Here is a 25,925-nt window from a genome sequence, read left to right on the forward strand (position 1 = left end):
TCCGGCCAAGGCTTGCGCGCAGCAATCGTGGATCGCCTTTGACTTGGGTGCTAACCCCATGTATAATCACGTGTTTTCCGCGCGTGGTGTGCGGAAAAATTGGATCCAGAGTGAGGTTCTCAATGTACGCGGTCATAAAAACCGGCGGCAAGCAGTACAAGGTTGCCGTTGGCGAAAAACTCAAAGTAGAACAGATACCGGCTGACATTGACGCTGAAATCACGCTCGACCAGGTTCTCGCAGTGGGCGAAGGCGAATCGATTAAGTTCGGTACGCCGCTGGTCAGTGGGGCTTCCGTCAAGGCCACCGTTGTGTCGCACGGTCGTCATGCCAAGGTCACCATCTTCAAGATGCGTCGCCGGAAGCACTACCAAAAGCACGGCGGCCACCGCCAGAACTACACTGAGCTGCGCATCGACGCGATCAACGCGTAAGCGCCTCGGTAAAGGAGCAATCAGATGGCACACAAAAAGGCAGGCGGCTCTTCCCGGAACGGCCGCGACTCCGAGTCGAAACGTCTCGGCGTGAAAGTGTACGGCGGCCAGGCGATCAACGCTGGCGGCATCATCGTGCGTCAGCGCGGTACGCGCATGCACGCTGGCGAGAACGTCGGCATGGGCAAGGATCACACCCTGTTCGCGCTGGTCGACGGTCACGTCAAGTTCGCGACCAAGGGCGCGGACAAGAAGCATCTGGTCATCGTCGTCCCGGCGGCTGCCTAAGTTCAGGCACCCACGGGCTTCGTAGCCGAAAGGCCCCGCAGTCTTCGCGGGGCCTTTTTTTATTTGGCCGCCGGGCGCATGTGCGCACCGGCGGCTGTCGCGAAACGGCGGGCAATCGGCCGAACGGCAGATTGTTCAAGCGCGCCGGCGCGCGGCACAATAGCGGAAATACTGGTCGGAGTGACGAATGAAGTTCATTGACGAAGCACGAATCGAAGTCATCGCCGGCGACGGAGGCGATGGCAGCGCGTCGATGCGCCGCGAGAAATTCGTCCCGTTCGGCGGGCCGGATGGCGGCGACGGCGGCCGGGGCGGCAACGTCTACGCGATCGCCGACCGTAACATCAACACGCTGATCGACTACCGTTACGCGAAGAAGCATCTGGCGCGCAATGGCGAAAACGGCCGCGGATCCGATTGCTACGGCAAGGGCGGTGACGACGTCACGCTGCGCATGCCGGTCGGCACGGTCGTGACGGACATGGACACGGGCGAATTGATCGCCGACCTCACCGAGCACGATCAGCAGGTGATGCTCGCGAAGGGCGGCGCAGGCGGCCTCGGCAACCTGCATTTCAAGTCGAGCACGAACCGCGCGCCGCGCCAGAAAACCGACGGCAAGCCGGGCGAACGGCGCATGCTGAGGCTCGAACTGAAGGTGCTCGCCGACGTCGGTCTGCTCGGCATGCCGAACGCCGGCAAGTCGACCTTCATCTCGTCGGTGTCGAACGCGAAGCCGAAGATCGCCGACTATCCGTTCACGACGCTCGCGCCGAACCTCGGCGTCGTGCGCGTCGGCCCGAGCAAGAGCTTCGTGATCGCCGACATCCCGGGGCTGATCGAGGGCGCAGCCGAAGGTGCGGGCCTCGGCCACCAGTTCCTGCGACACCTGCAGCGCACCGGTGTGCTGCTGCATCTCGTCGATTTGGCTCCGTTCGACGAAAGCGTCGATCCGGTCGCGGAAGCAACCGCGATCGTCGGCGAACTGCGCAAGTACGACGAGGCGCTCTACGAGAAGCCGCGTTGGCTCGTCCTCAACAAGCTCGACATGGTGCCGGAAGACGAGCGCGAGGCGCGCGTCGCCGATTTCCTCGACCGTTTCGGCTGGGACGGCCCGGTGTTCGAGATTTCGGCGCTCACGGGTCAGGGCTGCGAAGCGCTTTGCTACGCGATCTACGACTACCTCGCCGAGCATTCGGACGCGCATCGTGCGGCGGAAGAGGAAGATCTGGCCGCGGACGTGCGGTTCCGCGATGCGCCGCCCGCCGATGGCGGCGCGACGCCCGGCGACGACGCCTGAGCGGGGCCGGAACGCACCGGGCGTCGCGCCTGGTGCCGGAATTTAATCGCGCCCTGTCGGGCCGGCATCAGATACAGGAGACAGCGCACGATGCGTTCGATCATCGCGGATTCGAAGCGATTGGTGGTGAAGGTGGGCTCGAGCCTCGTAACCAACGACGGTAAGGGGCTCGATCATGCTGCGATCGGCCGCTGGGCGGCCCAGATCGCCGCGCTGCGCGCGCAGGGCAAGGAAGTGGTGCTCGTCAGTTCGGGCGCGATCGCTGAAGGAATGCAGCGGCTCGGCTGGAGCAAGCGTCCGCGCGAGATCGACGAGTTGCAGGCCGCCGCCGCGGTTGGCCAGATGGGGCTCGCGCAAGTCTACGAAAGCCGCTTTACCGAGCACGATATCCGCACCGCGCAGATCCTGCTGACACATGCCGACCTTGCCGATCGCGAACGCTATCTGAACGCGCGCTCGACGCTGCTCACGCTGCTGCGGCTCGGCGTCGTGCCGATCATCAACGAGAACGACACGGTCGTCACCGACGAAATCAAGTTTGGCGACAACGACACGCTCGGCGCGCTGGTCGCGAACCTGATCGAAGGCGATGCGCTGATCATCCTGACCGATCAGTCCGGGCTGTTCACCGCCGATCCGCGCAAGGATCCGAACGCGACGCTGGTCGCGGAAGCCAGTGCGGGCGCACCGGAACTCGAGGCGATGGCGGGCGGAGCCGGCTCGAGCCTCGGCCGCGGCGGAATGCTGACGAAGATCCTCGCGGCGAAGCGCGCAGCGCACAGCGGCGCGAACACCGTGATCGCGAGCGGCCGCGAAGCCGACGTGCTGGTGCGACTGGCGGCGGGCGAGGCGATCGGCACGCAGCTGATCGCGCGCACCGCGCGGATGGCTGCGCGCAAGCAATGGATGGCCGATCATCTGCAGGTACGCGGGCACGTCGTGATCGACGCCGGCGCGGTCGAGAAGCTGACGGCTGGCGGCAAGAGCCTGCTGCCGATCGGCGTGATCGGCGTGCAGGGCGCATTCGCGCGCGGCGAGGTGATCGCATGTGTCGGCCCCGACGGACGCGAAGTGGCGCGCGGTCTCACGAACTACAGCAGCGCGGAAACGAAGCTGATTCACCGCAAGCCGAGCGGCGAGATCGAGGCGATGCTTGGCTACATGCTGGAACCGGAGCTGATTCACCGGGACAACCTCGTGCTCGTGTAATCATTCGGCCAAGGCGTCGCGAGACACAAAAAGCCCGCGTTATGCGGGCTTTTTGTTGCGACTGGCGAGAGGCAGGGCCGGGCCGGCGCCCTGCGTCGCGCGGTCAGCGCAGCTGGCTCATCGCGGTGCGGTGGAACCGGATGTTCTCGAGAATCTGCTGGGTCGTGCCCTGCGGCATCTTGTTCGAGCAGAAGTAGTCCTGGTACAGCGCCGAGTGGTACGCGTTCAGCTCGCCGTTCTCGATGCGACGCCAGTCGTTCTCGACCGTGCGGTCCCAGCCGTCGTGGTCCGAATTCAGGCCTGCATACTGACGCCATTCGTAGGTGTCGCAGCGGATGCCTTCGTAGTTCACGTTGCGTGCGCCGGCCGGGCTCGTGATGACGACCGCATAGCGCACGACGCCGTCGGTGCCGACCGCGAGCGACTTCGCATCGACGGAGAACTTGAGCGGCGTGTTCTGCGATACGTTGAACGGCAGCAGGTCGCCTGCTTGTGGAAGCGGCGGCAGCGTGTCGACCGGGTTTTCCTTCCAGTTGCCCTGGCGGTCCAGCAGGTACACGAACTCGCTGTCATCCTTGTTGGTCGGCGTCTTCGAATTCGCGCAACCGGCCAGCGTGGCCGCGGCGACAATCGATGCGAGCGCGAGAGCAATCGCTTTCAATATGCATTCCTCGTAAAAAAAGGGCGCGACACAAGGTCGCGCCCGGTCATGCAGTCCGACTCGTCATTTGCCGATGATCTCGCGGGGCGGCATCTCGTCGAGCGTGCTCGCCTCCACTTCGATCTCCGAACAGACCACCGATGTGTCGACAATCGTCAGCGTCTGCTGGACCTGCGCACCGATGACGCGCGGATAGCGCGACGGACGCGGCCCACGCGGCTTTTCGGCTCGCTGCGCCGGGCGGCGCAGGAAGCGCGACAGTTCCGTCAGCGCCAACTGATAGACATCCCGCTTGAACTCGATCACCGCATCGAGCGGCACCCAGTACTCGTTCCAGCGCCACGCATCGAACTCCGGGTGATCGGTCGCGCGCAAGCAAATGTCGCAATCGCGTCCGACCATCCGCAGCAGGAACCAGATCTGCTTCTGGCCGCGGTAATGGCCGCGTACTTCGCGTTTGATGAACTTGTCAGGCACCTCGTAACGCAACCAGTCGCGGGTGCGGCCGATTATCTTGACGTGTTCCGGGTGCAGCCCGGTCTCCTCGTGCAGTTCCCGGTACATCGCCTGCATGGGGGTCTCGCCGTACTTGATCCCACCTTGAGGAAACTGCCAGGAATGCTCGCGGAGCCGCTTGCCCCAAAACACCTCGTTGCGCGCGTTCAAGAGGATGATGCCGACGTTCGGGCGAAAGCCTTCACGATCCAGCATACAACCACCTTCGAATCCTTTAAAATTGCTTTGATTATAAACAGATAACGGGCGCTGCGCACCGTGACGGAGCGAATCCGCGCGGGGTGCACCGGCTGAATTGTCCCTGATTAGTCTGCTACGTCATCTGCGCCATCGTCGTTCGTCGCGCGCAGCTTTTTCACCTTGAAACTTTTTCGGGCGCCCCGCCTGGGGGCGCCGTATTTGGAACCGTCCGCATGAAAGCTTCCCGTTTCTTTATCGGCACCCTCAAAGAAGCACCGGCCGACGCAGAGATCGTCAGCCACAAGCTGATGGTGCGCGCCGGCATGATCCGTCGCGTCGCCGGCGGCATCTACAACTACCTGCCGGTCGGCCTGCGTTCGATTCGCAAGGTCGAGGCGATCGTGCGCGAGGAAATGAACCGGGCAGGCGCCATCGAGCTGCTGATGCCGGCCGTGCAACCGGCCGAGCTGTGGCAGGAATCGGGGCGCTGGGAACAGTACGGCCCGGAACTGCTGCGCTTCAAGGACCGCAAGGACAACGACTTCGTGATCGGGCCGACGCACGAGGAAGTCGTCACCGACATCGCGCGCAACCAGATCAAGAGCTACCGGCAGATGCCGGTGAACTTCTATCAGATCCAGACGAAGTTCCGCGACGAGATTCGTCCGCGCTTCGGCGTGATGCGCGGCCGCGAATTCATCATGAAGGACGCGTATTCGTTCGACAAGGACGCGGCCGGCCTGAACGAGTCGTATCGCAAGATGTATGACGCATACGTGCGCATCTTCACGCGCCTCGGCCTCGAGTTCCGCGCGGTCGCGGCCGACAGCGGCTCGATCGGCGGCAACTTCTCGCACGAGTTCCACGTGATCGCCGATACCGGCGAAGACGCGATCGCCTACTGCCCGACGTCCGACTTCGCGGCGAACGTCGAAGCGGCCGAAGCGCTGCCGCTGACGCCCGCGCGCGCCGCACCGGCCGAAGCGATGGAGAAGGTTTCGACGCCCGGCAAGGCGAAGTGTGAGGCCGTCGCCGAACTGCTGGCGATCCCGCTCGAGCGCACGATCAAGTCGATCGTGCTTGCCACCGACAACGAAGGCGCCGAGCCGACCATCTGGCTCGTGATGCTGCGCGGCGACCACGATCTGAACGAGATCAAGGTGTCGAAGCTGCCGGGGCTGAAGAACCACCGCTTCGCGACCGAGCAGGAAATCGTCGAGTGGTTCGGCACGCCGCCGGGCTATCTCGGCCCGGTCGGCACGAAGAAGCCGGTGAAGGTGATCGCCGATCGCACGGTCGCGAACATGAGCGATTTCGTCGTCGGCGCGAACGAGGTCGACTATCACATCGCGGGCGTGAACTGGGGCCGCGACCTGCCGGAGCCGGACGTCGCCGACGTGCGCAACGTGAAGAAAGGCGATCCGTCGCCGGACGGCAAGGGCGAGATCGACATCTGCCGCGGCATCGAAGTCGGCCACGTGTTCCAGCTCGGCACCAAGTACTCGGAAGCGATGGGCGCGACGTTCCTCGACGAATCGGGCAAGCCGCAGCCGATGCTGATGGGCTGCTACGGCGTCGGCGTCACGCGCATTCTCGGCGCGGCGATCGAACAGAACTTCGACGACCGCGGCATCATCTGGCCCGAGTCGATCGCTCCGTTCGAGGTCGTGCTGTGCCCGATGGGCTACGATCGCAGCGACATGGTTCGCGAGGCGGCCGACAAGCTGTACGCGGAACTGGCCGCTGCCGGCATCGACGTGATCCTCGACGATCGCGGCGAGCGCCCGGGCGTGATGTTCGCCGATTGGGAACTGATCGGCGTGCCGCATCGCCTGGTGATCGGCGAACGTGGCCTGAAGGAGGGCAAGATCGAGTATCAGGGCCGCCGCGACGCCGAAGCGACGCTGCTGCCGGCCGACGCGGCCGCGGCGACGGTGACGGAGAAGATCCGCGCCGCGCTCGCGCGCTAAGCGCTGCAACCGGGGGACACGGTGGAATACACCTTCCTGTCGGCCACCGTGCTCCTCGTGCTGATCACGGATCCGCTCGGCAACATTCCGCTGTTCATCACGGCGATGCGGGACGTGCCGCGCGAGCGGCGCGTGAAGCTGATCCTGCGTGAAGTGGGGATCGCGTTCGTGATCCTGCTGTTCTTCATGGTGGTCGGCGATCGTTTCCTGCGGATGATGAGCCTCACCGACCTGTCGCTGCGGCTCGGCGGCGGGATCGTGCTGTTCCTGATCGCGCTGCGGATGATCTTCCCGCATCCGGATGGCGCGCTCGGCAGCGATCCGCGCGCAGGCGGCGAGCCGTTCATCGTGCCGCTCGCGATTCCGGCGCTTGCCGGGCCGTCCGCGCTCGCGACGGTGATGCTGCTGACGTCGCAGGCGCCGGGCAAGATGTTCGAGTGGGTGGGCGCGCTGACGGTCACGATGATCGTCTGCGCGATCACGCTGGTGCTGGCCGAACGGATCCAGCAGTGGCTCGGCGAGCGGACCGTCGCCGCATTCGAGCGGCTGATGGGTTTGGTGCTCGTCGCGATCTCGGTCGAGATGCTGCTGGCCGGCATCCGGGCGTTCGTGCACCAGCTGTAGCGCGGGCGGCTCGGCGCGTGCCGACGCAAAAAAGCGGCGCTCCGGAAAACCGGAGCGCCGCTTTTCTTTGTGGCGGGCAGGGCGGTCAGACGTTCGCGGTCAGCGCGCGGATCGTCGGCAGATTGCGCCAGTAGCCCTTTGCGTCCATCCCGCAGCCGAACACGTAGCGGTCCGGCACCGAGAAGCCGCAAAAGTCGGGGTGCAGCGGTTTCGCCTTCGTAAGCGTCTTCTCGCACAGCACGGCGGACATGAAGCGCTTCGCACCCATGTCGAGGATGCGGTCGCGGATCGCCGCCATCGTCTCGCCTTCGTCGAGGATGTCGTCGAGCACGAGCACGATCCGGTCCTTCACCGATTCGCGCGGCGCGACGCGCCAGTGCATCTCGGGGCTGCCCTGCGTCGTGTTGCGGTAGCGGGTCAGGTGGATGTAGTCGAATTCCAGCGGGAAATCGAGATGCGGCAGCAGCATCCCGGTAAACACCGCGGCGCCGCCCATCACCGAGAGCACGAGCGGGAACGCGTCGCCGATGTCGGCGCGGATCGCGTCGGCCATCCGGGCGATCGATGCGTTGACGGCATCGGCCGAGACGATCTCTTCGGAGTGGTCGAAAATGTGGAGGGCTTCTTCGCGGTTCATGTGTTCTGGCGGGCAGTCGGTATACAAATAAGGATGAAGCAGAACGACCGGCGCGCGCTACGGCAAAAACCCGCGCGCCGACCGACGGGCGGAATCAGCGCATGCCGGGCATCATGCCCTTCAGGCCGCGCATCATCTTCTGCATGTTGCCGCCCTTCAGCTTCTTCATCATCGTACGCATCTGGTCGTACTGGTTCAGCATCCGGTTGACTTCCTGCACCGGCACGCCCGCGCCGGCTGCAATGCGGCGCTTGCGCGTCGCCTTGATGATTTCGGGTTTCGCGCGCTCGGCGGGCGTCATCGAGCTGATGATCCCTTCCATGCGGCGGATCTGCTTCTCGGCCTGGCCCATGTCGGCGCCGGCCGCCGCCTGCTGGAACTGCGCGGGCAGCTTGTCCATCAGCGACGACAGGCCGCCCATGTTCTTCATCTGCGAAATCTGCGCGCGGAAATCGTTCAGGTCGAAGTCGCCGCCTTTCTTCACCTTGTCGGCGAGCTTCTGCGCGGCCTGCACGTCGACGCCGCGCTGGGCCTCCTCGACGAGCGCGAGGATGTCGCCCATGCCGAGGATCCGGTTCGCCATCCGGTCCGGGTGGAACACCTCGAGGCCGTCGAGCTTCTCGGCGACGCCGACGAACTTGATCGGCTTGCCCGTGATGTGGCGCACCGACAGCGCGGCACCGCCGCGCGAATCGCCGTCGAGCTTGGTCAGCACGACGCCGGTGAGCGGCAGCGTGTCGTTGAACGCCTTCGCGGTGTTGACCGCGTCCTGACCGAGCATCGCGTCGACGACGAACAGCGTTTCGGCCGGCTTCAGCGTGCCGTGCAGCGCGGCGATTTCCTGCATCATCGCCTCGTCGATACCGAGGCGGCCGGCCGTGTCGACGATCAGCACGTCATGGTAGTGGCGCTTCGCCCAGTCGACGGCCGCGAGTGCGATGTCGACGGGCTTCTGATCCGGCGTCGACGGGAAGAAATCGGCGCCGACCTGTTCGCTCACCGTTTTCAGCTGCATGATGGCGGCCGGGCGATACACGTCGCACGACACCGTCAGCACCTTCTTCTTGTACTTCTCGCGCAGCAGCTTCGCGAGCTTGCCGGCGGTCGTCGTCTTGCCGGCGCCCTGCAGGCCGGCCATCAGGATCACGGCGGGCGGCGTGACGGCGAGGTTCAGCTCGGCGGCCTTGCCTTCGTAGTCGCCGCCGATCACGGCGGTCAGTTCCTTCTGGACCACGCCGACGAGCGCCTGACCCGGCGACAGGCTGCTGATCACTTCCTCGCCGAGCGCCTTTTCCTTGACCTTGGCGATGAATTCGCGAACGACGGGCAGCGCGACGTCGGCTTCCAGCAGCGCGAGACGCACCTCGCGGAGCATCTCCTGGGTGTTCGCCTCGGTGAGCCGGGCCTCGCCGCGCAGCGTCTTGACGACGCGCGCCATCCGTTGAGTGAGATTGTCGAGCATGGGGAGCGATGGACAGTGGGGCCCGAAGGCGCAACGGAACCGAACAAAGGGAGCCGTCGCGGGAAGGGGGCCTAGTGTAAACTTCGAACATGGATATTGTACTGTATGCCCTCACCGCATTCCTGTACGGCGGCCTCGCCGTCGCAGGCTGGCGCACGCACCGCCAGGGCGCGACCTCGCTCGTCGCGAGCGTGCCGGCCGTGCCGGTTCCAGCGTCCGCCGCGTCGGGGATGAGCGGGGCCGGCCGCGCACTGCTGTTCGCGGCGCTCGTCGCGCACGGCGTGCTGCTGCACATGACGATTTTTCCGCACGACGCGATGGTCTTCGGCTTCGCGTTCGCGCTGTCCGCGATGTTCTGGCTCGGCGCCGGCATCTACTGGATCGAGAGCTTCTTCTTCCCGCTCGACAGCCTGCGCCTGCTGGTGCTGCCGCTCGCGTGCGGCGCGTCGCTGCTGCCGCTCGTGTTCGGCGGCGTGCGGGTGCTGCCTTATGCCGCAGCGCCGCTGTTCAAGATGCACTTCCTGATCGCGAACATCGCGTACGGCCTTTTCGCGATCGCCGCGCTGCACGCGGTCCTGATGCTGATGGTCGAGCGGCGTCTGCAGTCGTTGAGGAGCGGCGGGCGCGACGGCTCGACCGGCTGGATCGCGAGCTGGCTCGAAACGCTGCCGCCGCTGCTCACGCTCGAGAAGCTGCTGTTCCGCCTGATCGGCGCCGGCTTCGTGCTGCTGACGCTGACGCTCGCGTCGGGGATCCTGTTCAGCGAGCAGGTCGATGCGCGCGCGCTGCGGCTCGATCACAAGACCGTGTTCGCGGTGCTGTCGTGGCTGATGTTCGGCGGCCTGCTGGTCGCCCACAAGACGTCGGGCTGGCGTGGGCGCGGCGCCGCGCGCTGGGTGCTCGTGTCGTTCGCCGCGCTGCTGCTCGCGTATGTCGGCAGCCGGTTCGTTTTCGAGGTGCTGCTGCACCGCTCCGTGGTTTGAACGCAGGTTTCCGATGCGACAGATTCTTCTCCTGATCCTTCTCTTCTTCGCGGGTTCGTGGCTCACGCGCAAGCTGCGCCAGGCCCAGGAGCACGCGCAGGCGCGCAACGGCCGCGGTGGCGGCTTCGACGGCGCGCCCGGTTCCGGCGGCGCCGGGACGGCACGCCCGAACGGCGATGCGCGCTCGCTGCCCGAACCGATGGTGCGCTGTGCCGAATGCGGTGTGCATACGCCGAAAGGCGACGCCGTCGCCGCGGGCGGCGAATACTTCTGCAGCACCGAGCACGCGCAGCGCCACGGCGCACACGCGAGCGGCCGCGACGCGCGATGAGCGACGCAGCGCTGCTGTCGGTCGACGCGCGCGGCTGGGTGCGCGAAGCGCGCCACGCGCCGTCGCCGAATTTCGAGGCGCGGCCCGCGGGCGCGGTGCCGACGCTCGTCGTCGTCCACAACATCAGCCTGCCGCCCGGCGAGTTCGGCGGCGACGCGATCGAGGCGCTGTTCCTGAATCGCCTCGATTGCGATGCGCACCCGTATTACCAGAGCCACCTGCGCGGCGTGCGCGTGTCCGCGCATTTCCTGATCCGTCGCGACGGTGAGCTCGTGCAGTTCGTGTCGTGCGACGAGCGTGCATGGCACGCGGGCGCGTCCGAGTTCTTCGGCCGGCCGCGCTGCAACGACTTCTCGATCGGCATCGAGCTCGAAGGCGCGGACGACGTGCCGTTCGACGCGGCGCAGTACGCGACGCTCGGCGTGCTCGCGCGCACGCTTGCCGCGCGCTATCCGATCGATGCGGTGGCCGGGCATTCCGACGTCGCGCCGGGCCGCAAGACCGACCCGGGACCGCACTTCGATTGGCAACGCTTCGCAGGCGATGCCGGCTTTTCCGCCGAATACTTTCCTTTCCGTCAGCACTGAGCGCAGGGTTTTTTGACCGGGGAAAGTTTTTTCTCCGACCAATGCCTTGTCGTGTCTGCGCGCGAGCGATGTCAAGACCTCCATCGCAAATTATCCGTTTTGACCTCGTCCGAATGTCCACTATACTTGGTGCCAGTTGAGCAGTTCTGTACTAGATATAGTGTGTGTCGCAGGGGAAACCCGAGCGGCACCGGCCGGCGGGCAACGCCGGCGGACAGGGTTCTCAGGGCGGCGCGCCAGGCCGGGCGGTCCGGGCGTCGCGATCAAGCGCAGCGAACTTCGACGGGGCAGGGTATACATGACGAAGCACACGACCGGAACGGTTGTCGCGCATCGACCGAACCGGCTTCCCCGACGCATCGCTCGCCTCTTACCGCTCGCGCACGCCATTGCGCAGCGTTCGTTTTAATCCGCGGTTCTCTCCGCACCATCCAACACCAGGAGCTTTGCACATGCAAACCACCGACAACGCGACGTCCCAGTACGAGAGCGCCTCGAGCCGTCCGCTCGGCGGGACCGAACAGGGCGCACAGGCGCTCGCGCCGCAGGCCACGTTCGCCGACTACAAGGTGATCCGCCGCAACGGCAGCGTGGTGTCGTTCGAGCCTTCGAAGATCGCGATTGCGGTGACCAAGGCTTTCCTGGCCGTCAACGGCGGGCAGGGCGCGGCATCGGCGCGCGTACGCGAACTCGTCGAGCAGCTGACGCACAACGTCGTGCGCGCGCTCGTGCGCAGCCGTCCGAACGGCGGTACGTTCCATATCGAAGATATCCAGGACCAGGTCGAACTCGCGCTGATGCGCGGCGGCGAGCACAACGTCGCGCGTGCGTACGTGCTGTATCGCGAGAAGCGTCACCTCGAGCGTCAGCATGCGGGCGAGGAAGCAGCGGCCGCGGGCGGCGAGGCGAGCACCGGCATCAACGTCGTCGACAACGGCGTCACGCGTCCGCTCGACCTGAACGCGCTGCGTGCGTTGATCGTGTCGGCCTGCGACGGCCTCGGCGCTGCGGTTAACCCTGACCCGATCGTCGCGGAAACGGTGAAGAACCTGTACGACGGCGTGCCGATGAGCCAGGTCTACGACTCGGCGATCCTCGCTGCGCGCACGATGATCGAAAAGGATCCGGCATACAGCCAGGTCACGGCCCGCATCCTGCTGCACACGATCCGTCGCGAGATCCTCGGCGAGGAAGTGGTCCAGGCCGAAATGTCGGCCCGCTACGCCGAATACTTCCCGCAGTTCCTGAAGCGCGGCGTCGACGCCGGCCTGCTCGACGACAAGCTGCTGCAGTTCGACCTGAAGCGTCTGGGCGAAGCGCTCGACGCGAACCGCGATCTGCAATTCGGCTACCTCGGCCTGCAGACGCTGTACGACCGCTACTTCCTGCACGTCGACGGCGCCCGCATCGAAATGCCGCAGGCATTCTTCATGCGCGTCGCGATGGGCCTGTCGCTGAACGAGATCGACCGCGAAACGCGCGCGATCGAGTTCTACAACGTGCTGTCGAGCTTCGACTTCATGAGCTCGACGCCGACGCTGTTCAACTCGGGCACCCACCGCTCGCAGCTGTCGTCGTGCTACCTGACGACGGTCGCGGACGACCTCGACGGCATCTATGAAGCGCTGAAGGAAAACGCGCTGCTGTCGAAGTTCGCCGGCGGCCTCGGCAACGACTGGACCCGCGTGCGCGCACTCGGCTCGCATATCAAGGGCACGAACGGCAAGTCGCAAGGCGTGGTCCCGTTCCTGAAGGTCGTCAACGACACGGCCGTCGCGGTCAACCAGGGCGGCAAGCGCAAGGGCGCGGTGTGCGCGTACCTGGAATCGTGGCACCTCGACATCGAGGAATTCCTCGAGCTGCGCAAGAACACGGGCGACGACCGCCGCCGTACGCACGACATGAACACGGCGAACTGGATTCCCGACCTGTTCATGAAGCGCGTGATGGAAGGCGCCGACTGGACGCTGTTCTCGCCGTCGACCTGCCCGGATCTGCACGACAAGTTCGGCGCGGAGTTCGAGAAGGCTTACACGGCTTACGAAGACAAGGTCGCGCGCGGCGAGATCAAGCTGTTCAAGAAGATCCCGGCGCAGCAACTCTGGCGCAAGATGCTCGGCATGCTGTTCGAAACCGGCCACCCGTGGATCACGTTCAAGGATCCGTGCAACGTGCGCTCGCCGCAACAGCACGTCGGTGTCGTCCATTCGTCGAACCTGTGCACGGAAATCACGCTGAACACGAGCGACACCGAAATCGCGGTGTGCAACCTGGGCTCGGTGAACCTCGTCGCCCACCTGGTGAAGCAGGCCGACGGCAGCTACGCGCTCGACCACGACAAGCTGAAGCGCACGATCAGCGTCGCGATGCGCATGCTCGACAACGTGATCGACATCAACTACTACGCGGTGCCGAAGGCGCGTAACTCGAACCTGAAGCACCGTCCGGTCGGCATGGGCATCATGGGCTTCCAGGACTGCCTGCACCTGCTGCGCACGCCGTACGCGTCGGAAGCGGCCGTCGAGTTCGCCGATCGTTCGATGGAAGCGGTCTGCTACTACGCGTACTACGCGTCGACCGAGCTGGCCGAGGAACGCGGCCGTTACTCGAGCTACCGCGGCTCGCTGTGGGATCGCGGCATCCTCCCGCAGGACACGCTGAAGCTGCTGACGGAAGCGCGCGGCGGCTACGTCGAGGTCGACACGTCCGAGTCGCTCGACTGGACGACGCTGCGTTCGCGGATCGCCGCACACGGCATGCGCAACTCGAACTGCGTCGCGATCGCGCCGACGGCGACGATCTCGAACATCATCGGCGTGTCGGCATGCATCGAGCCGACCTTCCAGAACCTGTACGTGAAGTCGAACCTGTCGGGCGAATTCACGGTGGTCAACGAGTACCTCGTTCGCGACCTGAAGGAACGCGGCCTGTGGGACGAAGTGATGGTCGCCGACCTGAAGTACTTCGACGGCATGCTGTCGCGCATCGACCGCATCCCGGCCGACCTGCGCGCGATCTACGCGACCGCGTTCGAAGTCGACCCGACGTGGCTGGTCGAAGCGGCGTCGCGTCGTCAGAAGTGGATCGACCAGGCGCAGTCGCTGAACATCTACATGGGCGGCGCGTCGGGCAAGAAGCTCGACGAGGTCTACAAGCTCGCATGGCTGCGCGGTCTGAAGACGACCTACTACCTCCGCACGATGGCGGCGACGCACGTCGAGAAGTCGACGGTCGCACACGGCGCGCTGAACGCAGTGCCGACGAGCGGCGGCTCGAGCAGCGGCGGCGCGCAAGGCGCGGCAGGCGGCTTCGGTGCGGCGGGCGGCGATGCATCGTCGGGCGCGATCAATGCTGCACCGGCGCTGGCGCCGGTCGAAGCAGACGGTCCGGTGTGCACGATGCGTCCGGGCGATCCGGGCTTCGACGAGTGCGAAGCCTGCCAGTAACGCGGCGCGCATGACCTGAAGAAGGTTCGGGCGGCGCGCACGGCAACCGATCGAGGTTGAAGTGTGCGCCGCTCTCTACTAAAAAAATGATAAGGAATCTGTAACGCGGCACTTGCGTTGCAGGCAGTGACAAGCGATCGAAACATCCCCGACGACGTCGCGTTTCGATCAGCGTTCGATGCGTCGAGCGCACCTCGCGATACATGCGTGACACGCGTCGCGCTCTGCATGAACGACGATGCGTTGCTCAAAGTGTTGTATCGAGGTCGCAACGCGAATCGAAAAAAGGATTTTTCGTGAGCGAACCCTTTTATCGCTCAGGAAAAGATGGTACAAACCGTTCTAAATTGATGGTGAGAATTTATGCTCAACTGGGATGACGAGAAGACTGCCGTAACCCCCGCGAGCGGAGCGCAGCAAAACGCGATGCGCACCTCCGCAGGGATGGCTGTCGGACTGCAGGCTGCAACGCCTGCCGCCCATCAGGTCCGCGACATTTTCGAAGGCGATCTTGCGGTGCCGCCGCAAGCATCGGCTGTTCCCGCTGGCGGTTCGGAAGCGCGGGTCAATGTCGCCGACAAACGCATCATCAACGGCCAGACTGACGTCAATCAGCTGGTGCCGTTCAAGTACAAGTGGGCGTGGGAAAAGTATCTGGCGGGTTGCGCGAACCACTGGATGCCGCAGGAAATCAACATGTCCCGCGACATCGCACTGTGGAAGGACCCGAACGGTCTGACCGAGGACGAGCGCCGCATCGTCAAGCGCAACCTCGGCTTCTTCGTGACGGCCGATTCGCTCGCCGCGAACAACATCGTGCTCGGCACGTACCGCCACATCACGGCGCCCGAATGCCGGCAGTTCCTGCTGCGCCAGGCGTTCGAGGAAGCGATCCACACGCACGCGTATCAATACATTGTCGAATCGCTCGGTCTCGACGAAGGCGAGATCTTCAACGCGTACCACGAGGTCACGTCGATCCGCGCGAAGGACGAATTCCTGATCCCGTTCATCCACACGCTGACGGACCCGGCCTTCAAGACCGGCACGCTCGAAGCGGATCAGAAGCTGCTGAAGTCGCTGATCGTGTTCGCCTGCATCATGGAAGGCCTGTTCTTCTATGTCGGCTTCACGCAGATCCTCGCACTCGGCCGCCAGAACAAGATGACGGGTGCTGCAGAGCAATATCAGTACATCCTGCGTGACGAGTCGATGCACTGCAATTTCGGCATCGACCTGATCAACCAGATCAAGCTCGAGAACCCGCATCTCTGGACCGCGGAATTCCGCGCTGAGATCCGCGAGCTGTTCAAGCAGGCTGTCGAACTCGAATACCGCTACGCCGAGGACACGATGCCGCGCGGCGTGCTGGGTCTGAACGCGTCGATGTTCAAGAGCTATCTGCGCTTCATCAGCAACCGTCGTTGCCAGCAGATCGGCCTCGATCCGCTGTTCCCGAACGAGGAAAACCCGTTCCCGTGGATGAGCGAGATGATCGACCTGAAGAAGGAACGCAACTTCTTCGAGACGCGTGTGATCGAGTATCAGACGGGCGGTGCGCTGTCCTGGGAATAACCCGCAGCAGCGAACCCGTCACATGATGGAGCAGCCGGCGGCCTCTCGGCCCCGGCCCAAGGTTTAGGAGCAAGAACGCCTGATGCAAAGCATGCCCGGTGCCTTATCGGCCCAACGACATGATCGGCACTTTGCGAACCCTTCAGTGGGATGGGCAAACTTCCCTCCGGAAAAAGCGGACGGCCGTGTGGCGGTCCGCTTGATCAAGCGATTAGGGGTAGCGGCGCGAGGTGCGCCGGCTACCGACTTGATTTGGCGCGCGAGGCCATGGGGTCACGCGCGCCATACCGTATTCATTAGCGTAAGCGCGTGGTATCCGCGTACGCCGATGAATAGCCCGCTTCGAAGCGCACGTCCTGAACAGCGTCCGCGGGAAGCGGGTTTTGACGAAGGGTGTAGTTTGAACTGACTCTCATCTGAACCTGAAGGAGAACAACATGGCTACTGCCAAGAAAAAACCGGCTGCTAAGAAGGTCGCTGCCAAGAAGGCCGTTGCGAAGAAGGCTGCTGCTCCGGCGAAGAAGGCCGCTGCGGTGAAGAAGGTTGCTGCGAAGAAGGTCGCGGTGAAGAAGGTTGCCGCGAAGAAGGCAGCACCGGCGAAGAAGGCCGCTGCGAAGAAGGTCGCGGCAAAGAAGGTCGCAACGAAGAAGGTTGCAGCCAAGAAGGTTGCAGCGAAGAAAGTCGCGGTGAAGAAGGTTGCCGCGAAGAAGGCAGCACCGGCGAAGAAGGCCGCTGCGAAGAAGGTTGCAGCCAAGAAGGTCGCAGTGAAGAAGGTTGCTGCGAAGAAGGCCGCACCGGCGAAGAAGGCCGCTGCGAAGAAGGCCGCGCCGGCGAAGAAGGCTGCCGCGAAGAAGGCTGCGCCTGCGAAGAAGGCCGCTGCTAAGAAGGCTGCCCCTGCCAAGAAGGCTGCGCCCGCGAAGAAGGCTGCCGCTGCACCGAAGGCTGCCGCACCGAAGGCCGCTGCCCCGGCGAAGAAGGCTGCTGCTCCGAAGAAGGCCGTCGTGAAGAAGGCTGCACCGGCAACCACCGCGTCGACCGCATCGGTCGCGCCGGCATCGGGCGTGAAGACCGCGCTCAACCCGGCAGCGGCATGGCCGTTCCCGACCGGCAGCCGTCCGTAATCGCGGCTGACCCGCACCACCCGGACACTCACGTGGTGTCCGCGGGTTGAGTAGCGCTACTCAATCGGTCCCGCCATCTGGCTCAGGTGGCGGGATTTTTTTCGTCCGTATTCGTCGATGCGTCGACCGGCTGTCGGGCATGGACGAAAAAAAACGCATGTGCAGCTTCGCACATGCGTTCGACCGCGGCTTGCGCCGCATGCTGAGGATGCTCGTTAGTGCGTGACGCGCGTGACGCCGCCGCTCGACAGCAGTCGCACACGCTCGCCGGCGCGGAACACTTCGCCGCTCGCCGCCTGCGTGATCGAGCGCAGGTCGCCGTTGTCGAGGCGCACGGTGATTTCGACACCGTTCGCCGTGCTGAGGTTTTCGCCGACCGCGTTGCCCGCGACCGCGCCGACGAGACCGCCCGCGATGGCCGTCAGGATCGACCCCTTGCCACCGCCGATCGCGCTGCCCGCGACCGCGCCGAGCGCACCGCCACCGAGCGTGCCGATCGCGCTGCCGCCGCCGTCGGACTGGATGCGCACGGCACGGACGCTTTCGACCGTGCCCATGCGGACGGTCTGTTCGCGCTGCGCCTGGCCGACGCTATAGACATCTGCCGAGCCCGGCGCCGTGAAGCAGCCCGCGAGCGTCAGCGTGGCCGTCAGCATGGCGGCGAGCGTGAGGGTTTTCTTGGTCATCATTTTTGATCTCCCACAATATTCATTTGAGACTGTACCCGAAGGCAGCCTCGAAACGCGCGTCGATTTCGGCGCGCGTCAGTGCGTAAGTTTGAGGCCCCTGGTGAGCGATCTTGATCGAGCCCATCAGGCTCGCGAGGCGGCCCGTGGTTGCCCAGTCGAGGCCATTCTCGATGCCGTACAGCAGGCCGCCACGGAAGGCGTCGCCGCAGCCGGTCGGATCGACGACACGCTCGGCTTGCACGACCGGAATCTGTTCTTCGCCGTTTTTGTGAAGAATAGTGGAGCCGTGCTCGCCGCGCGTGATGATCAACGCCTGAACCCGGCTGGCGATTTCCTGTTCGGACCAGCCCGTCTTGTCGCTGACGAGTTTGCCCTCGTAGTCGTTGACCGCGACGAAGGTCGCGAGTTCAATGATGCGGCGCAGCGTCGCACCATCGAACAGCGGCAGGCCCTGGCCCGGATCGAAGATGAACGGGACGCCGGCCTTCGCGAATTGCTCGGCGTGCTGGACCATCCCGTCGAAGCCGTCCGGCGCGACGATGCCGAGCTTCACGCCCGACACTTCGTCCGCGCGGTTCAGGTGCGACTGCATCATCGCGCCCGGGTGGAATGCGGTGATCTGGTTGTTCTCGAGATCGGTCGTGATCATCGCCTGCGCGGTGTGCGTTTCGGGCACCACGCGCACGCTGGCCCTGGACAGGCCGAGGCTGTCGAGACGCTCGAGATAGCGATCGGCGTCGTTCGCGCCGACCGTCGCCATGATGCGCGCGTCGCCGCCGAGCATGTGCAGCGCGTAAGCGATGTTCCCCGCGCAACCGCCGAATTCGCGACGCATCGTCGGCACGAGGAAGCTCACGTTCAGAAGGTGAACCTGGTCGGGCAGGATGTGCTCGCGAAACCGGCCTTCGAAGGTCATGATGTTGTCGTAGGCGAGCGAGCCGCAAATCAGCGTAGTCAAGGCGTGCGTTCCTGTAGAGAGCAAAAGGAAGCGGCCGCCCGGCCGGCGCGCCGAGGCCGTCGGGCCTCGCGCGGCAGCGCCGGGCGGCAGCGGGTTACTTCAGTGCGGCGAGCGCTGCGTCGTAGTTCGGCTCGTCCTTGATCTCGCCGACGAGTTCCGCGTGGATCACCTTGTCCTGCGCGTCGAGCACGACGACCGCGCGGGCCGTCAGGCCGTTCAGCGGACCGCTCGTCACGTCGACGCCGTACGCGTTCGCGAACGCGCGGGCACCGCGGAACGTCGAAGCCGTCACGACGTTCGCGAGGCCTTCCGTCGTGCAGAAGCGCGTGGCGGCGAACGGCAGGTCGCCGGATACGACGATCACGACCGTGTTGTCGAGCGACGACGCGGCTTCGTTGAACTTGCGGGTCGACGTTGCGCAGGTCGGCGTGTCGAGGCTCGGGACGATGTTCAGCACCTTGCGCTTGCCGGCGAAGCTGGCGAGCGACAGATCGGCGAGGTCCTTGCCGACCAGCTTGAAGTCGGGGGCTTGCGAGCCGACGGCCGGGAACGTGCCGGCGAGATCGATCGGGTTGCCACCCAGCGTAACTTTGCTCATGTTCGTGCTCCGAAATAGCGCGCCGCTGCGGCGCGCGGGTTGAGACGGCGCGCATGCGCGCGCCGCGGGGCGTCACGGATAGAAGATCTGGACGCGGAAATTCGAGGCGGGTGCGCCGTTCGTGTCGAGACGGACGACCATCGTCCGCGTTGTGCCGGGCGGCAGCCCGGCGTCGATCGGCGTGCCCGGGCGGACGTAGTCGCGCGGCGCGAGCACGCGGCGCACGGTCACGTGATTCGTGTCGTCGAGCAGCGTCAGCTCGAGCGACGGGTAGGCGAGTGCGACGCGGTAGCGGTTCGTCAGCGGCACCTTCAACTCCAGCACGCGCGGGCCGTCGAGCTGGCGCAGGTCGGCCGCGTCGAGCCGCAGCCCGTCGATCGCGCGTGGCGGCGTGACCGTGCAGCCGAGCGGCGCGCACGCCTGCCGGAACCAGCCCTGCGTGACCGGCCAGTCGATCATCACGGTTTCGCGCTGCCACCACGCGAGTTGCGCGACGAGCAGCACCGCGAGCGCGGCGGCCACGAGTCCGCCGAAAAAGCCGCCGAGCATCCCGCGTCGCTGCGGCGCGCGTGTCTCGCGGGTCACGGCGAAGTGCGGGCGATCGTCGTCGGCCAGTGCGGCGGGGAAGGGCGCGGCCGGTTGGACGGCCGCTTCGCTGGCGGCCGCGGCCGGTGCGGGGGCGCGCTCGTCGGCGTCGGCGCCGGGTTCAGGGACGGCTTGCGCCGGCGTGAATGCGAAGCGCGGTTCGCGCGGTGCGCGTTCGTCGTCGGGTACGGAGAAGTGCGCGTTGCCGACAGGTTCGTCCGCGTCGGCCGCTGGCGGCGTGTGCGCGACGAAGCGCGGTTCGCGCAGGTCGGGTTCGGCGGGTGGCGTGGCCCGCGATGCGCCGGATGAGTCGGTTTCGTGCCGCGCCCAATCCGGCTCGGCCGACGCGACAGCGTGCAGTTCGGCTGGAGCCGATGAGATCGGGGCAGGCGTGCCGGACAGGTGGACGACGCCGGCGTCCATGGCCGGCAGCGCGAGCGGCACCAGCGGCTCGGTTCGCACGGTCTGCACGGTGTGCTGCAGGGACGGGTCGACGCCGGCATCGAGCCACGGCGCCCACATGTCCCAGCCTTCGGGCTGGTAGTCGGAACCGGACGTCGGCTCGACCGGTGCGTCGGTGGCGAAGAGCCGCGCGGGCGCGGCTTCGTGTTGCGGTACGGCGGCGGCCGGCCCGGCCGGTGCCGCTTCGGTCAGCGCAGGCTCGGGAACGAGCGACTGCGACGCGTTGAAGACCTGATGGCAGTGTCCGCAGCGCACGAGCCCGTCATGCAGCGAGAGCTGTTCCTGCTGCAGCCGGAAGACGGTTTCGCAATGAGGGCAGCGCGTCGCAAGAAGCATGTCGAGCCGGGCGGCCTGCTGGCCAGAGTGAAGGACAGCGCTATTCTAATGGCTTTCCCGCCGCGTTCCGGCGAGGCATACCCAACCTTCGTGTTCGCGCCAGACCGAGATGTCGACGTAGCGCGCATAGACGGCCGCGACTTCGTCCGCCTGGCGCGCGAGCACGCCCGACAGCGCGATGCGCCCGCCCGGTTTCACCTTCGATGCGAGCATCGACGCCATCAGTTTCAGCGGGTTCGACAGGATGTTGGCGACGACGATGTCGAATTCACCGGCCGGGCATGCGTCGGGCAGGCCGTACGTGACTTCCGCGTGGTTGCGTTCGCTGTTCTGCCGCGCCGATTCGACCGCTTGCGGATCGATGTCGATGCCGACCACGGGGTTCGCCCCGCATTTCTTCGCGAGGATCGCGAGAATGCCCGAGCCGCAACCGTAGTCGAGCACGGACTGGCCGGGCTTCACCGACTGTTCGAGCCACTCCATGCACAGGCGCGTGGTCGGGTGGCTGCCCGTGCCGAACGCGAGGCCGGGGTCGAGTTCGAGGATCAGCGCGTCGGGGTCGGGTGCGTCGTGCCACGAGGGCACGACCCAGATCCGCTCGCCGATCGGAATCGGCTCGAATTGCGACTGCGTGAGCCGCACCCAGTCCTGTTCCTCGACTTCGCGTACGTCGAACTTCGGCGTCTCGGCGACGCCGATCTCGTTCGCGGCCGCCGCGAGCAGCACGGCCGGATCGTGATCGGGCGACAGCAGCGCGATCACGCGCGAGTGCTGCCATGCGGTGCGTTCGGGAACGAGGCCCGGCTCGCCGAAGAGCGGCTGTTCGTCGGGCGTGTCGGCGTCGGCGTCCTCGACGGACACCGACAGCGCGCCCAGGTCGAGCAGCGCGTCGGACAGCGCCTCCGCATGCTCACGGGCCAGTTCGACGACGAGTTCGCGATAGCTCATGCTTACGCTTCTTCCGGTGCGACCTGCTGCTTCTGGGCGAGCCGGTGTTCGAGATAGTGGATGCTGGTGCCGCCTTCGACGAACTTCGAGTCGATCATCAGCTCGCGGTGCAGCGGGATGTTGGTCTGGATGCCTTCGACGACCATCTCCGACAGCGCGATGCGCATCCGGCGGATCGCCTGGTCGCGCGTCGCGCCGTAGGTGATCAGCTTGCCGATCATCGAATCATAGTTCGGCGGCACGAAATAGCCATTGTATGCGTGCGAGTCGACGCGCACGCCGGGGCCGCCCGGCGTATGCCACGACGTGATCCGACCCGGCGACGGCGTGAACTTGAACGGATCTTCCGCGTTGATCCGGCATTCGATCGCATGTCCGCGGAACTGGATGTCGCGCTGGCGCAGCGCGATCTTCTCGCCGGCCGCGATGCGGATCTGTTCCTGGACGATGTCGACGCCCGTGATCATCTCCGACACCGGGTGCTCGACCTGCACGCGCGTGTTCATCTCGATGAAGTAGAACTCGTTGTTCTCGTACAGGAATTCGAACGTGCCCGCGCCGAGATAGCCCATTTTCTTGCACGCGTCCGCGCAGCGGTCGCCGATGCGCTCGATCAGGCGGCGCGGAATGCCGGGCGCCGGCGCTTCCTCGATCACCTTCTGGTGACGGCGCTGCATCGAGCAGTCGCGCTCGCCGAGCCAGATCGCGTTCTTGTGCGCGTCCGACAGCACCTGGATTTCGATGTGGCGCGGGTTCTCGAGGAACTTCTCCATGTACACCTGCGGGTTGCCGAACGCACGGCCGGCTTCCTCGCGGGTCATGTTGACCGCATTGACCAGCGCGGCCTCGGTGTGCACGACGCGCATCCCGCGCCCGCCGCCGCCGCCCGCTGCCTTGATGATGACCGGATAGCCGATCGCGCGGGCAATCTTCACGATCTCCTTCGGATCGTCCGGCAACGCGCCTTCCGAACCCGGCACGCACGGCACGCCGGTCTTGATCATGGTCTGCTTCGCGGTGACCTTGTCGCCCATCAGGCGGATCGTTTCCGGACGCGGGCCGATGAACGTGAAGCCCGACTGCTCGACGCGTTCCGCGAAGTCGGCGTTCTCCGACAGGAAGCCGTAGCCGGGGTGGATCGCCTCGGCATCGGTGACTTCCGCGGCGCTGATCAGCGCCGGCATGTTCAGGTAGCTCAGGTTCGACGGGGCCGGGCCGATACAGACGGCTTCGTCCGCGAGGCGGACGTACTTGGCTTCCTTGTCGGCTTCCGAGTAGACGACCACCGTCTTGACGCCGAGCTCGCGGCACGCGCGCTGGATGCGCAGCGCGATTTCACCGCGGTTGGCAATGAGGATTTTTTCAAACATAGCGAGTATTCGTCTCTTCGAGGGGCGCGCGAACGGCGCCTGGCGAGCATCGGCGGAGCGCGGCCGGACAGGCCGCGCGGCGGGCTTAGCCGATCACGAAAAGCGGCTGGCCGTATTCGACGGCCTGGCCGTTCTCGACGAGGATTTCCTTGATCACGCCGGCCTTGTCCGACTCGATCTCGTTGAGCAGCTTCATCGCTTCGATGATGCAGATGGTTTGGCCTTCCTTGACCGTGTCACCGACCTGGGTGAACGGGTCCGCGCCCGGCGACGGTGCGCGATAGAACGTGCCGACCATCGGCGACGTCACGACGTGGCCTTGCGGCACGGCGGGCGCGGCAGCGGCGCCTGCGGCCGGCGCGGCAGCCGCGCCTTCGGTCGGCAGCGCGACCGCCGGGGCCGGTGCGCTGACCTGCGGGGCAAATCCGCCCGTCGGCTGGACATAGACCGGCGGCGCGTTCTTGACGATACGCACCTTGCCTTCGCCTTCCGTCACTTCCAGCTCGGAGATGCCGGATTCGGAGACGAGGTCGATCAGAGTTTTCAGCTTACGAAGATCCATCGGGAATTCCCCTTTCAATACGTGAAAGCGCCGGTGGGACCGGCGCTGAATCTAGATCGCGAAATCAGCCGCGCGACGTGCCTTGCAGCTTGTCGAGCGCGTACTCGAGCGCGTACAGATAACCTTTCCAGCCGAGCCCGCAGATCACGCCTTCGGCCTGGTCGGAAAAGTAGGAGTGGTGCCTGAACGCTTCGCGGCGGTGCACGTTCGACAGATGAACCTCGACGAACGGGATGCCAACACCGGCGATCGCGTCCCGGATCGCGACGCTCGTGTGCGTATACGCGGCGGGATTGATCAGGATGAAATCGGTCTGTTCCTCCCGCGCGGCCTGGATGCGGTCGACGAGCGCGCCTTCATGGTTGCTCTGGAACGACGACAGTTCGGCGCCGGCTTCCTGCGCCCGCGCGGCAAGCGCCTGATCGATCTGCGCGAGCGTGACGCGGCCGTACACCTCCGGTTCCCGGGTGCCGAGAAGGTTCAGGTTGGGGCCGTGCACCACCAGCAATCGTGTCATGGTCGCTTCTATTTCTGCGGAATTGCGCGAACTTTAGCGCTATTTAGAGAAATTTGTCTAGTTTTGCCGAACGGCCACGCGCGCCGGACCTGCAAGAATTACCGGTGCGGCCGCAAAGTATCAGCGAATTCCCGTGAAATTGCGCCGATCGACGCACAAATCGCCGCCAACGCGCAGGCAGCCGTTCAGGGCGATCACAACGCGTCGAGGGTCTTTTTCAGCTCGGCCGGTTGGATTTGTCCCAATTTTGTCTCGCGAATCTTGCCGGTTTCGTCGATGACGACCGTAAACGGCAGCGCGCCGGCGGTATTTCCAAAATTGCGGGCCAGATCCGCGCCCGCATAACCGCTGACGAAAACCGGATAGTCGACCTTCACCTTCTGCAGAAAGTTCTTCACGTTCTGGTCGGAATCGACGCCGATCCCGATGAAACGGATCCCCTTCTGCTTGTATTGGTGCGACAGCGCGACGAGCTCCGGCATTTCTTCGACGCACGGGCCGCACCACGACGCCCAGAAATTGACCACGACCTTCTGGCCCTTGAAGGAAGCGAGCGACGCCGGCTTGCCGTCGACGCCGGTCAGCGACGCGGCCCACAGCTGCTCGACCGGGCTGCCTTTCGCGGTGGAGGCGGCGACGGCGACGCCGTCATCGGCGCTGCCGCCGCGGAACCAATGGCCGGCGGCGAGCCCGCCGGCGACGGCGGCGGCCGCGACCACCGCGAGCGCCAACATGCGTTTCATCATCATCGTTGAATCATTCCGGTTCGGAAGGGGCGTTGCTGGCCTCGAGCAGCGCGCGCAACACGGTGGCGTCGGCGCGGGCGACCCGGCCGCGGGCGTCGGCCTTGACCGCGCCGCGCAGGTCGTCGCTCGCGTAGAGCGCGACGTGAATGCCGATCGCGTCCACGTCGCGCCGCGGGCGCCACAGGAAGCTGAGCGTCTCGACGTCGGCGCGACCGGCGAAATGCCGCGTTTCGGACACGTCGTACTGAACGTTCTGGTTCAGCAGGTAGATCGCGACGTCCTTCGGGTTGTCGGTGAATATCTGCAAATGGATGTCCGAATGCGCGTTCGCGGTGCCGTTCAGCACCGCGCCCGTCACGTACGGATTGAACTCGGCGAGCCGGCGCATCCAGTCGAGCGCGATCTCGCGCAGACGGCGCAGTTCGTCCGGCTGCGTGTCGCTCTGGAACAGGGCGAGGTACTCGCGCAGTTCTTCCTCGATCAGGTCGTTATCAGGCAGCCATTCGCCGGCAACGCGCGTATCGCCGAACAGCTGGCGCGCGGCCTTGCGTTTCGCGCCGGCGTAATCGAGGCCGTCTTCCGCGATCAGGCGGGCGGCGGACTGGGCAATTTCCTCGCGGGCGCGCCGCGGGTCGACAAGAGGTTTGCGAGACATGATCCGGCAATCATACTCGATCGCCGCCACGGCCGAACGCGGTGCGGCCGGGTGCCGCCCGCCGCGCCGCGCGGCGTTCGGATCCATCGTTCGGGCCGCCGGGCAGGGCGGGCCGTCAGTTACAATGACGGTCTTTGTGTCGCGGCGAAAGTCGTTGGCCGGGCGGCCTGTCCGG

27 protein-coding genes are annotated in these 25,925 nt (G+C 65.5%); 13 read left to right on the forward strand and 14 right to left on the reverse strand.

The genetic code is table 11. The features are described 5' to 3' along the window. The first annotated feature begins 122 nt into the window (after window positions 1–122). From rplU to proB, 4 genes are all read left to right on the forward strand, one after another. A complete protein-coding gene (rplU, locus tag WS49_RS27480) occupies window positions 123–434 on the forward strand; it encodes a 50S ribosomal protein L21 (protein WP_006025184.1) in 312 nt (103 codons plus the stop codon). A gap of 24 nt (window positions 435–458) precedes the next feature. Continuing rightward, window positions 459–722, forward strand: a complete 264-nt coding sequence (gene rpmA, locus WS49_RS27485; protein ID WP_006476999.1) for a 50S ribosomal protein L27 — start codon at window positions 459–461, stop codon at window positions 720–722. A gap of 187 nt (window positions 723–909) precedes the next feature. Beyond that, window positions 910–2,022, forward strand: coding sequence for an Obg family GTPase CgtA (gene cgtA, locus WS49_RS27490; RefSeq protein ID WP_059535195.1), 1,113 nt, complete (start codon window positions 910–912; stop codon window positions 2,020–2,022). Window positions 2,023–2,112: 90 nt separating this feature from the next. Then, window positions 2,113–3,231 carry a glutamate 5-kinase gene (gene proB / locus WS49_RS27495; protein WP_059535197.1) on the forward strand — a complete coding sequence of 373 codons (1,119 nt, stop codon included), beginning with the start codon at window positions 2,113–2,115 and terminating at the stop codon, window positions 3,229–3,231. Window positions 3,232–3,334: 103 nt separating this feature from the next. On the opposite strand, the gene WS49_RS27500 is transcribed toward proB, so the two are convergent. Both WS49_RS27500 and WS49_RS27505 read right to left on the reverse strand, forming a co-directional pair. After that, complete coding sequence (locus WS49_RS27500; protein ID WP_059465329.1) at window positions 3,335–3,892, reverse strand: CNP1-like family protein; 558 nt, start codon at window positions 3,890–3,892, stop codon at window positions 3,335–3,337. A gap of 63 nt (window positions 3,893–3,955) precedes the next feature. Continuing rightward, window positions 3,956–4,603, reverse strand: coding sequence for an RNA pyrophosphohydrolase (locus tag WS49_RS27505; RefSeq protein ID WP_059535199.1), 648 nt, complete (start codon window positions 4,601–4,603; stop codon window positions 3,956–3,958). 218 nt (window positions 4,604–4,821) lie between these two features. Between WS49_RS27505 and WS49_RS27510 the strand changes: the two genes are divergently transcribed. Then, window positions 4,822–6,558 (forward strand): proline--tRNA ligase, encoded by a 1,737-nt coding sequence (locus WS49_RS27510; RefSeq protein ID WP_059535201.1) that lies wholly within the window; start codon window positions 4,822–4,824, stop codon window positions 6,556–6,558. A 21-nt stretch (window positions 6,559–6,579) separates the two neighbouring features. Further along, window positions 6,580–7,182, forward strand: coding sequence for a MarC family protein (locus tag WS49_RS27515; protein WP_012363042.1), 603 nt, complete (start codon window positions 6,580–6,582; stop codon window positions 7,180–7,182). Window positions 7,183–7,267: 85 nt separating this feature from the next. On the opposite strand, the gene WS49_RS27520 is transcribed toward WS49_RS27515, so the two are convergent. Continuing rightward, window positions 7,268–7,819: a hypoxanthine-guanine phosphoribosyltransferase gene (locus WS49_RS27520; RefSeq protein WP_059535202.1), complete on the reverse strand. Its 552-nt coding sequence runs from the start codon at window positions 7,817–7,819 to the stop codon at window positions 7,268–7,270. Window positions 7,820–7,913: 94 nt separating this feature from the next. After that, window positions 7,914–9,281, reverse strand: a complete 1,368-nt coding sequence (gene ffh / locus WS49_RS27525; RefSeq protein WP_059465333.1) for a signal recognition particle protein — start codon at window positions 9,279–9,281, stop codon at window positions 7,914–7,916. 89 nt (window positions 9,282–9,370) lie between these two features. On the opposite strand from ffh, the gene WS49_RS27530 reads away from it, so the two are divergent. From WS49_RS27530 to WS49_RS34395, 7 genes are all read left to right on the forward strand, one after another. Beyond that, window positions 9,371–10,264, forward strand: coding sequence for a cytochrome C assembly family protein (locus WS49_RS27530; protein ID WP_059535204.1), 894 nt, complete (start codon window positions 9,371–9,373; stop codon window positions 10,262–10,264). 13 nt (window positions 10,265–10,277) lie between these two features. After that, window positions 10,278–10,595, forward strand: coding sequence for a PP0621 family protein (locus WS49_RS27535; protein WP_059535206.1), 318 nt, complete (start codon window positions 10,278–10,280; stop codon window positions 10,593–10,595). Next, window positions 10,592–11,182, forward strand: a complete 591-nt coding sequence (ampD, locus tag WS49_RS27540; protein WP_059535208.1) for a 1,6-anhydro-N-acetylmuramyl-L-alanine amidase AmpD — start codon at window positions 10,592–10,594, stop codon at window positions 11,180–11,182. Before WS49_RS27535 ends, ampD begins: the two co-directional genes overlap by 4 nt. Before the next feature lie 452 nt (window positions 11,183–11,634). Beyond that, complete coding sequence (locus WS49_RS27545) at window positions 11,635–14,628, forward strand: ribonucleoside-diphosphate reductase subunit alpha (protein ID WP_059535210.1); 2,994 nt, start codon at window positions 11,635–11,637, stop codon at window positions 14,626–14,628. 363 nt (window positions 14,629–14,991) lie between these two features. After that, entirely contained in the window at window positions 14,992–16,203 is a 1,212-nt protein-coding gene (locus WS49_RS27550) for a ribonucleotide-diphosphate reductase subunit beta (RefSeq protein WP_059535212.1), read from the forward strand. 82 nt (window positions 16,204–16,285) lie between these two features. Then, entirely contained in the window at window positions 16,286–16,612 is a 327-nt protein-coding gene (locus tag WS49_RS34390; RefSeq protein WP_082725592.1) for a hypothetical protein, read from the forward strand. A 28-nt stretch (window positions 16,613–16,640) separates the two neighbouring features. After that, on the forward strand, window positions 16,641–17,324 hold the full coding sequence (locus WS49_RS34395) for a histone H1-like DNA-binding protein (protein WP_082725593.1): 684 nt from the start codon (window positions 16,641–16,643) through the stop codon (window positions 17,322–17,324). 215 nt (window positions 17,325–17,539) lie between these two features. Here WS49_RS34395 and WS49_RS27560 read toward each other — a convergent pair whose 3' ends face one another. From WS49_RS27560 to WS49_RS27605, 10 genes are all read right to left on the reverse strand, one after another. Continuing rightward, window positions 17,540–18,013, reverse strand: coding sequence for a glycine zipper 2TM domain-containing protein (locus tag WS49_RS27560; protein WP_059535216.1), 474 nt, complete (start codon window positions 18,011–18,013; stop codon window positions 17,540–17,542). Window positions 18,014–18,032: 19 nt separating this feature from the next. Next, entirely contained in the window at window positions 18,033–18,971 is a 939-nt protein-coding gene (locus tag WS49_RS27565; RefSeq protein ID WP_059535217.1) for a carbohydrate kinase family protein, read from the reverse strand. Window positions 18,972–19,065: 94 nt separating this feature from the next. Further along, window positions 19,066–19,569, reverse strand: a complete 504-nt coding sequence (gene tpx, locus WS49_RS27570) for a thiol peroxidase (protein WP_059535219.1) — start codon at window positions 19,567–19,569, stop codon at window positions 19,066–19,068. Between the two features lie 72 nt (window positions 19,570–19,641). Then, window positions 19,642–20,952: a DUF3426 domain-containing protein gene (locus WS49_RS27575; RefSeq protein ID WP_059535221.1), complete on the reverse strand. Its 1,311-nt coding sequence runs from the start codon at window positions 20,950–20,952 to the stop codon at window positions 19,642–19,644. A 45-nt stretch (window positions 20,953–20,997) separates the two neighbouring features. Next, a complete protein-coding gene (prmA, locus tag WS49_RS27580; protein WP_059535223.1) occupies window positions 20,998–21,900 on the reverse strand; it encodes a 50S ribosomal protein L11 methyltransferase in 903 nt (300 codons plus the stop codon). 2 nt (window positions 21,901–21,902) lie between these two features. Continuing rightward, a complete protein-coding gene (accC, locus tag WS49_RS27585) occupies window positions 21,903–23,270 on the reverse strand; it encodes an acetyl-CoA carboxylase biotin carboxylase subunit (protein WP_059535225.1) in 1,368 nt (455 codons plus the stop codon). Window positions 23,271–23,355: 85 nt separating this feature from the next. Beyond that, on the reverse strand, window positions 23,356–23,832 hold the full coding sequence (accB, locus tag WS49_RS27590) for an acetyl-CoA carboxylase biotin carboxyl carrier protein (RefSeq protein ID WP_059535226.1): 477 nt from the start codon (window positions 23,830–23,832) through the stop codon (window positions 23,356–23,358). A 64-nt stretch (window positions 23,833–23,896) separates the two neighbouring features. Then, window positions 23,897–24,349, reverse strand: coding sequence for a type II 3-dehydroquinate dehydratase (gene aroQ, locus WS49_RS27595; protein WP_059535227.1), 453 nt, complete (start codon window positions 24,347–24,349; stop codon window positions 23,897–23,899). Between the two features lie 194 nt (window positions 24,350–24,543). After that, entirely contained in the window at window positions 24,544–25,098 is a 555-nt protein-coding gene (locus WS49_RS27600) for a TlpA family protein disulfide reductase (protein ID WP_059535229.1), read from the reverse strand. Between the two features lie 7 nt (window positions 25,099–25,105). After that, entirely contained in the window at window positions 25,106–25,750 is a 645-nt protein-coding gene (locus WS49_RS27605) for a hypothetical protein (protein ID WP_059535498.1), read from the reverse strand. Window positions 25,751–25,925 lie beyond the last annotated feature (175 nt).

Source organism: Burkholderia sp. RF7-non_BP4, assembly GCF_001521935.1.
GTDB classification, from domain to species: Bacteria; Pseudomonadota; Gammaproteobacteria; order Burkholderiales; family Burkholderiaceae; genus Burkholderia; species Burkholderia diffusa.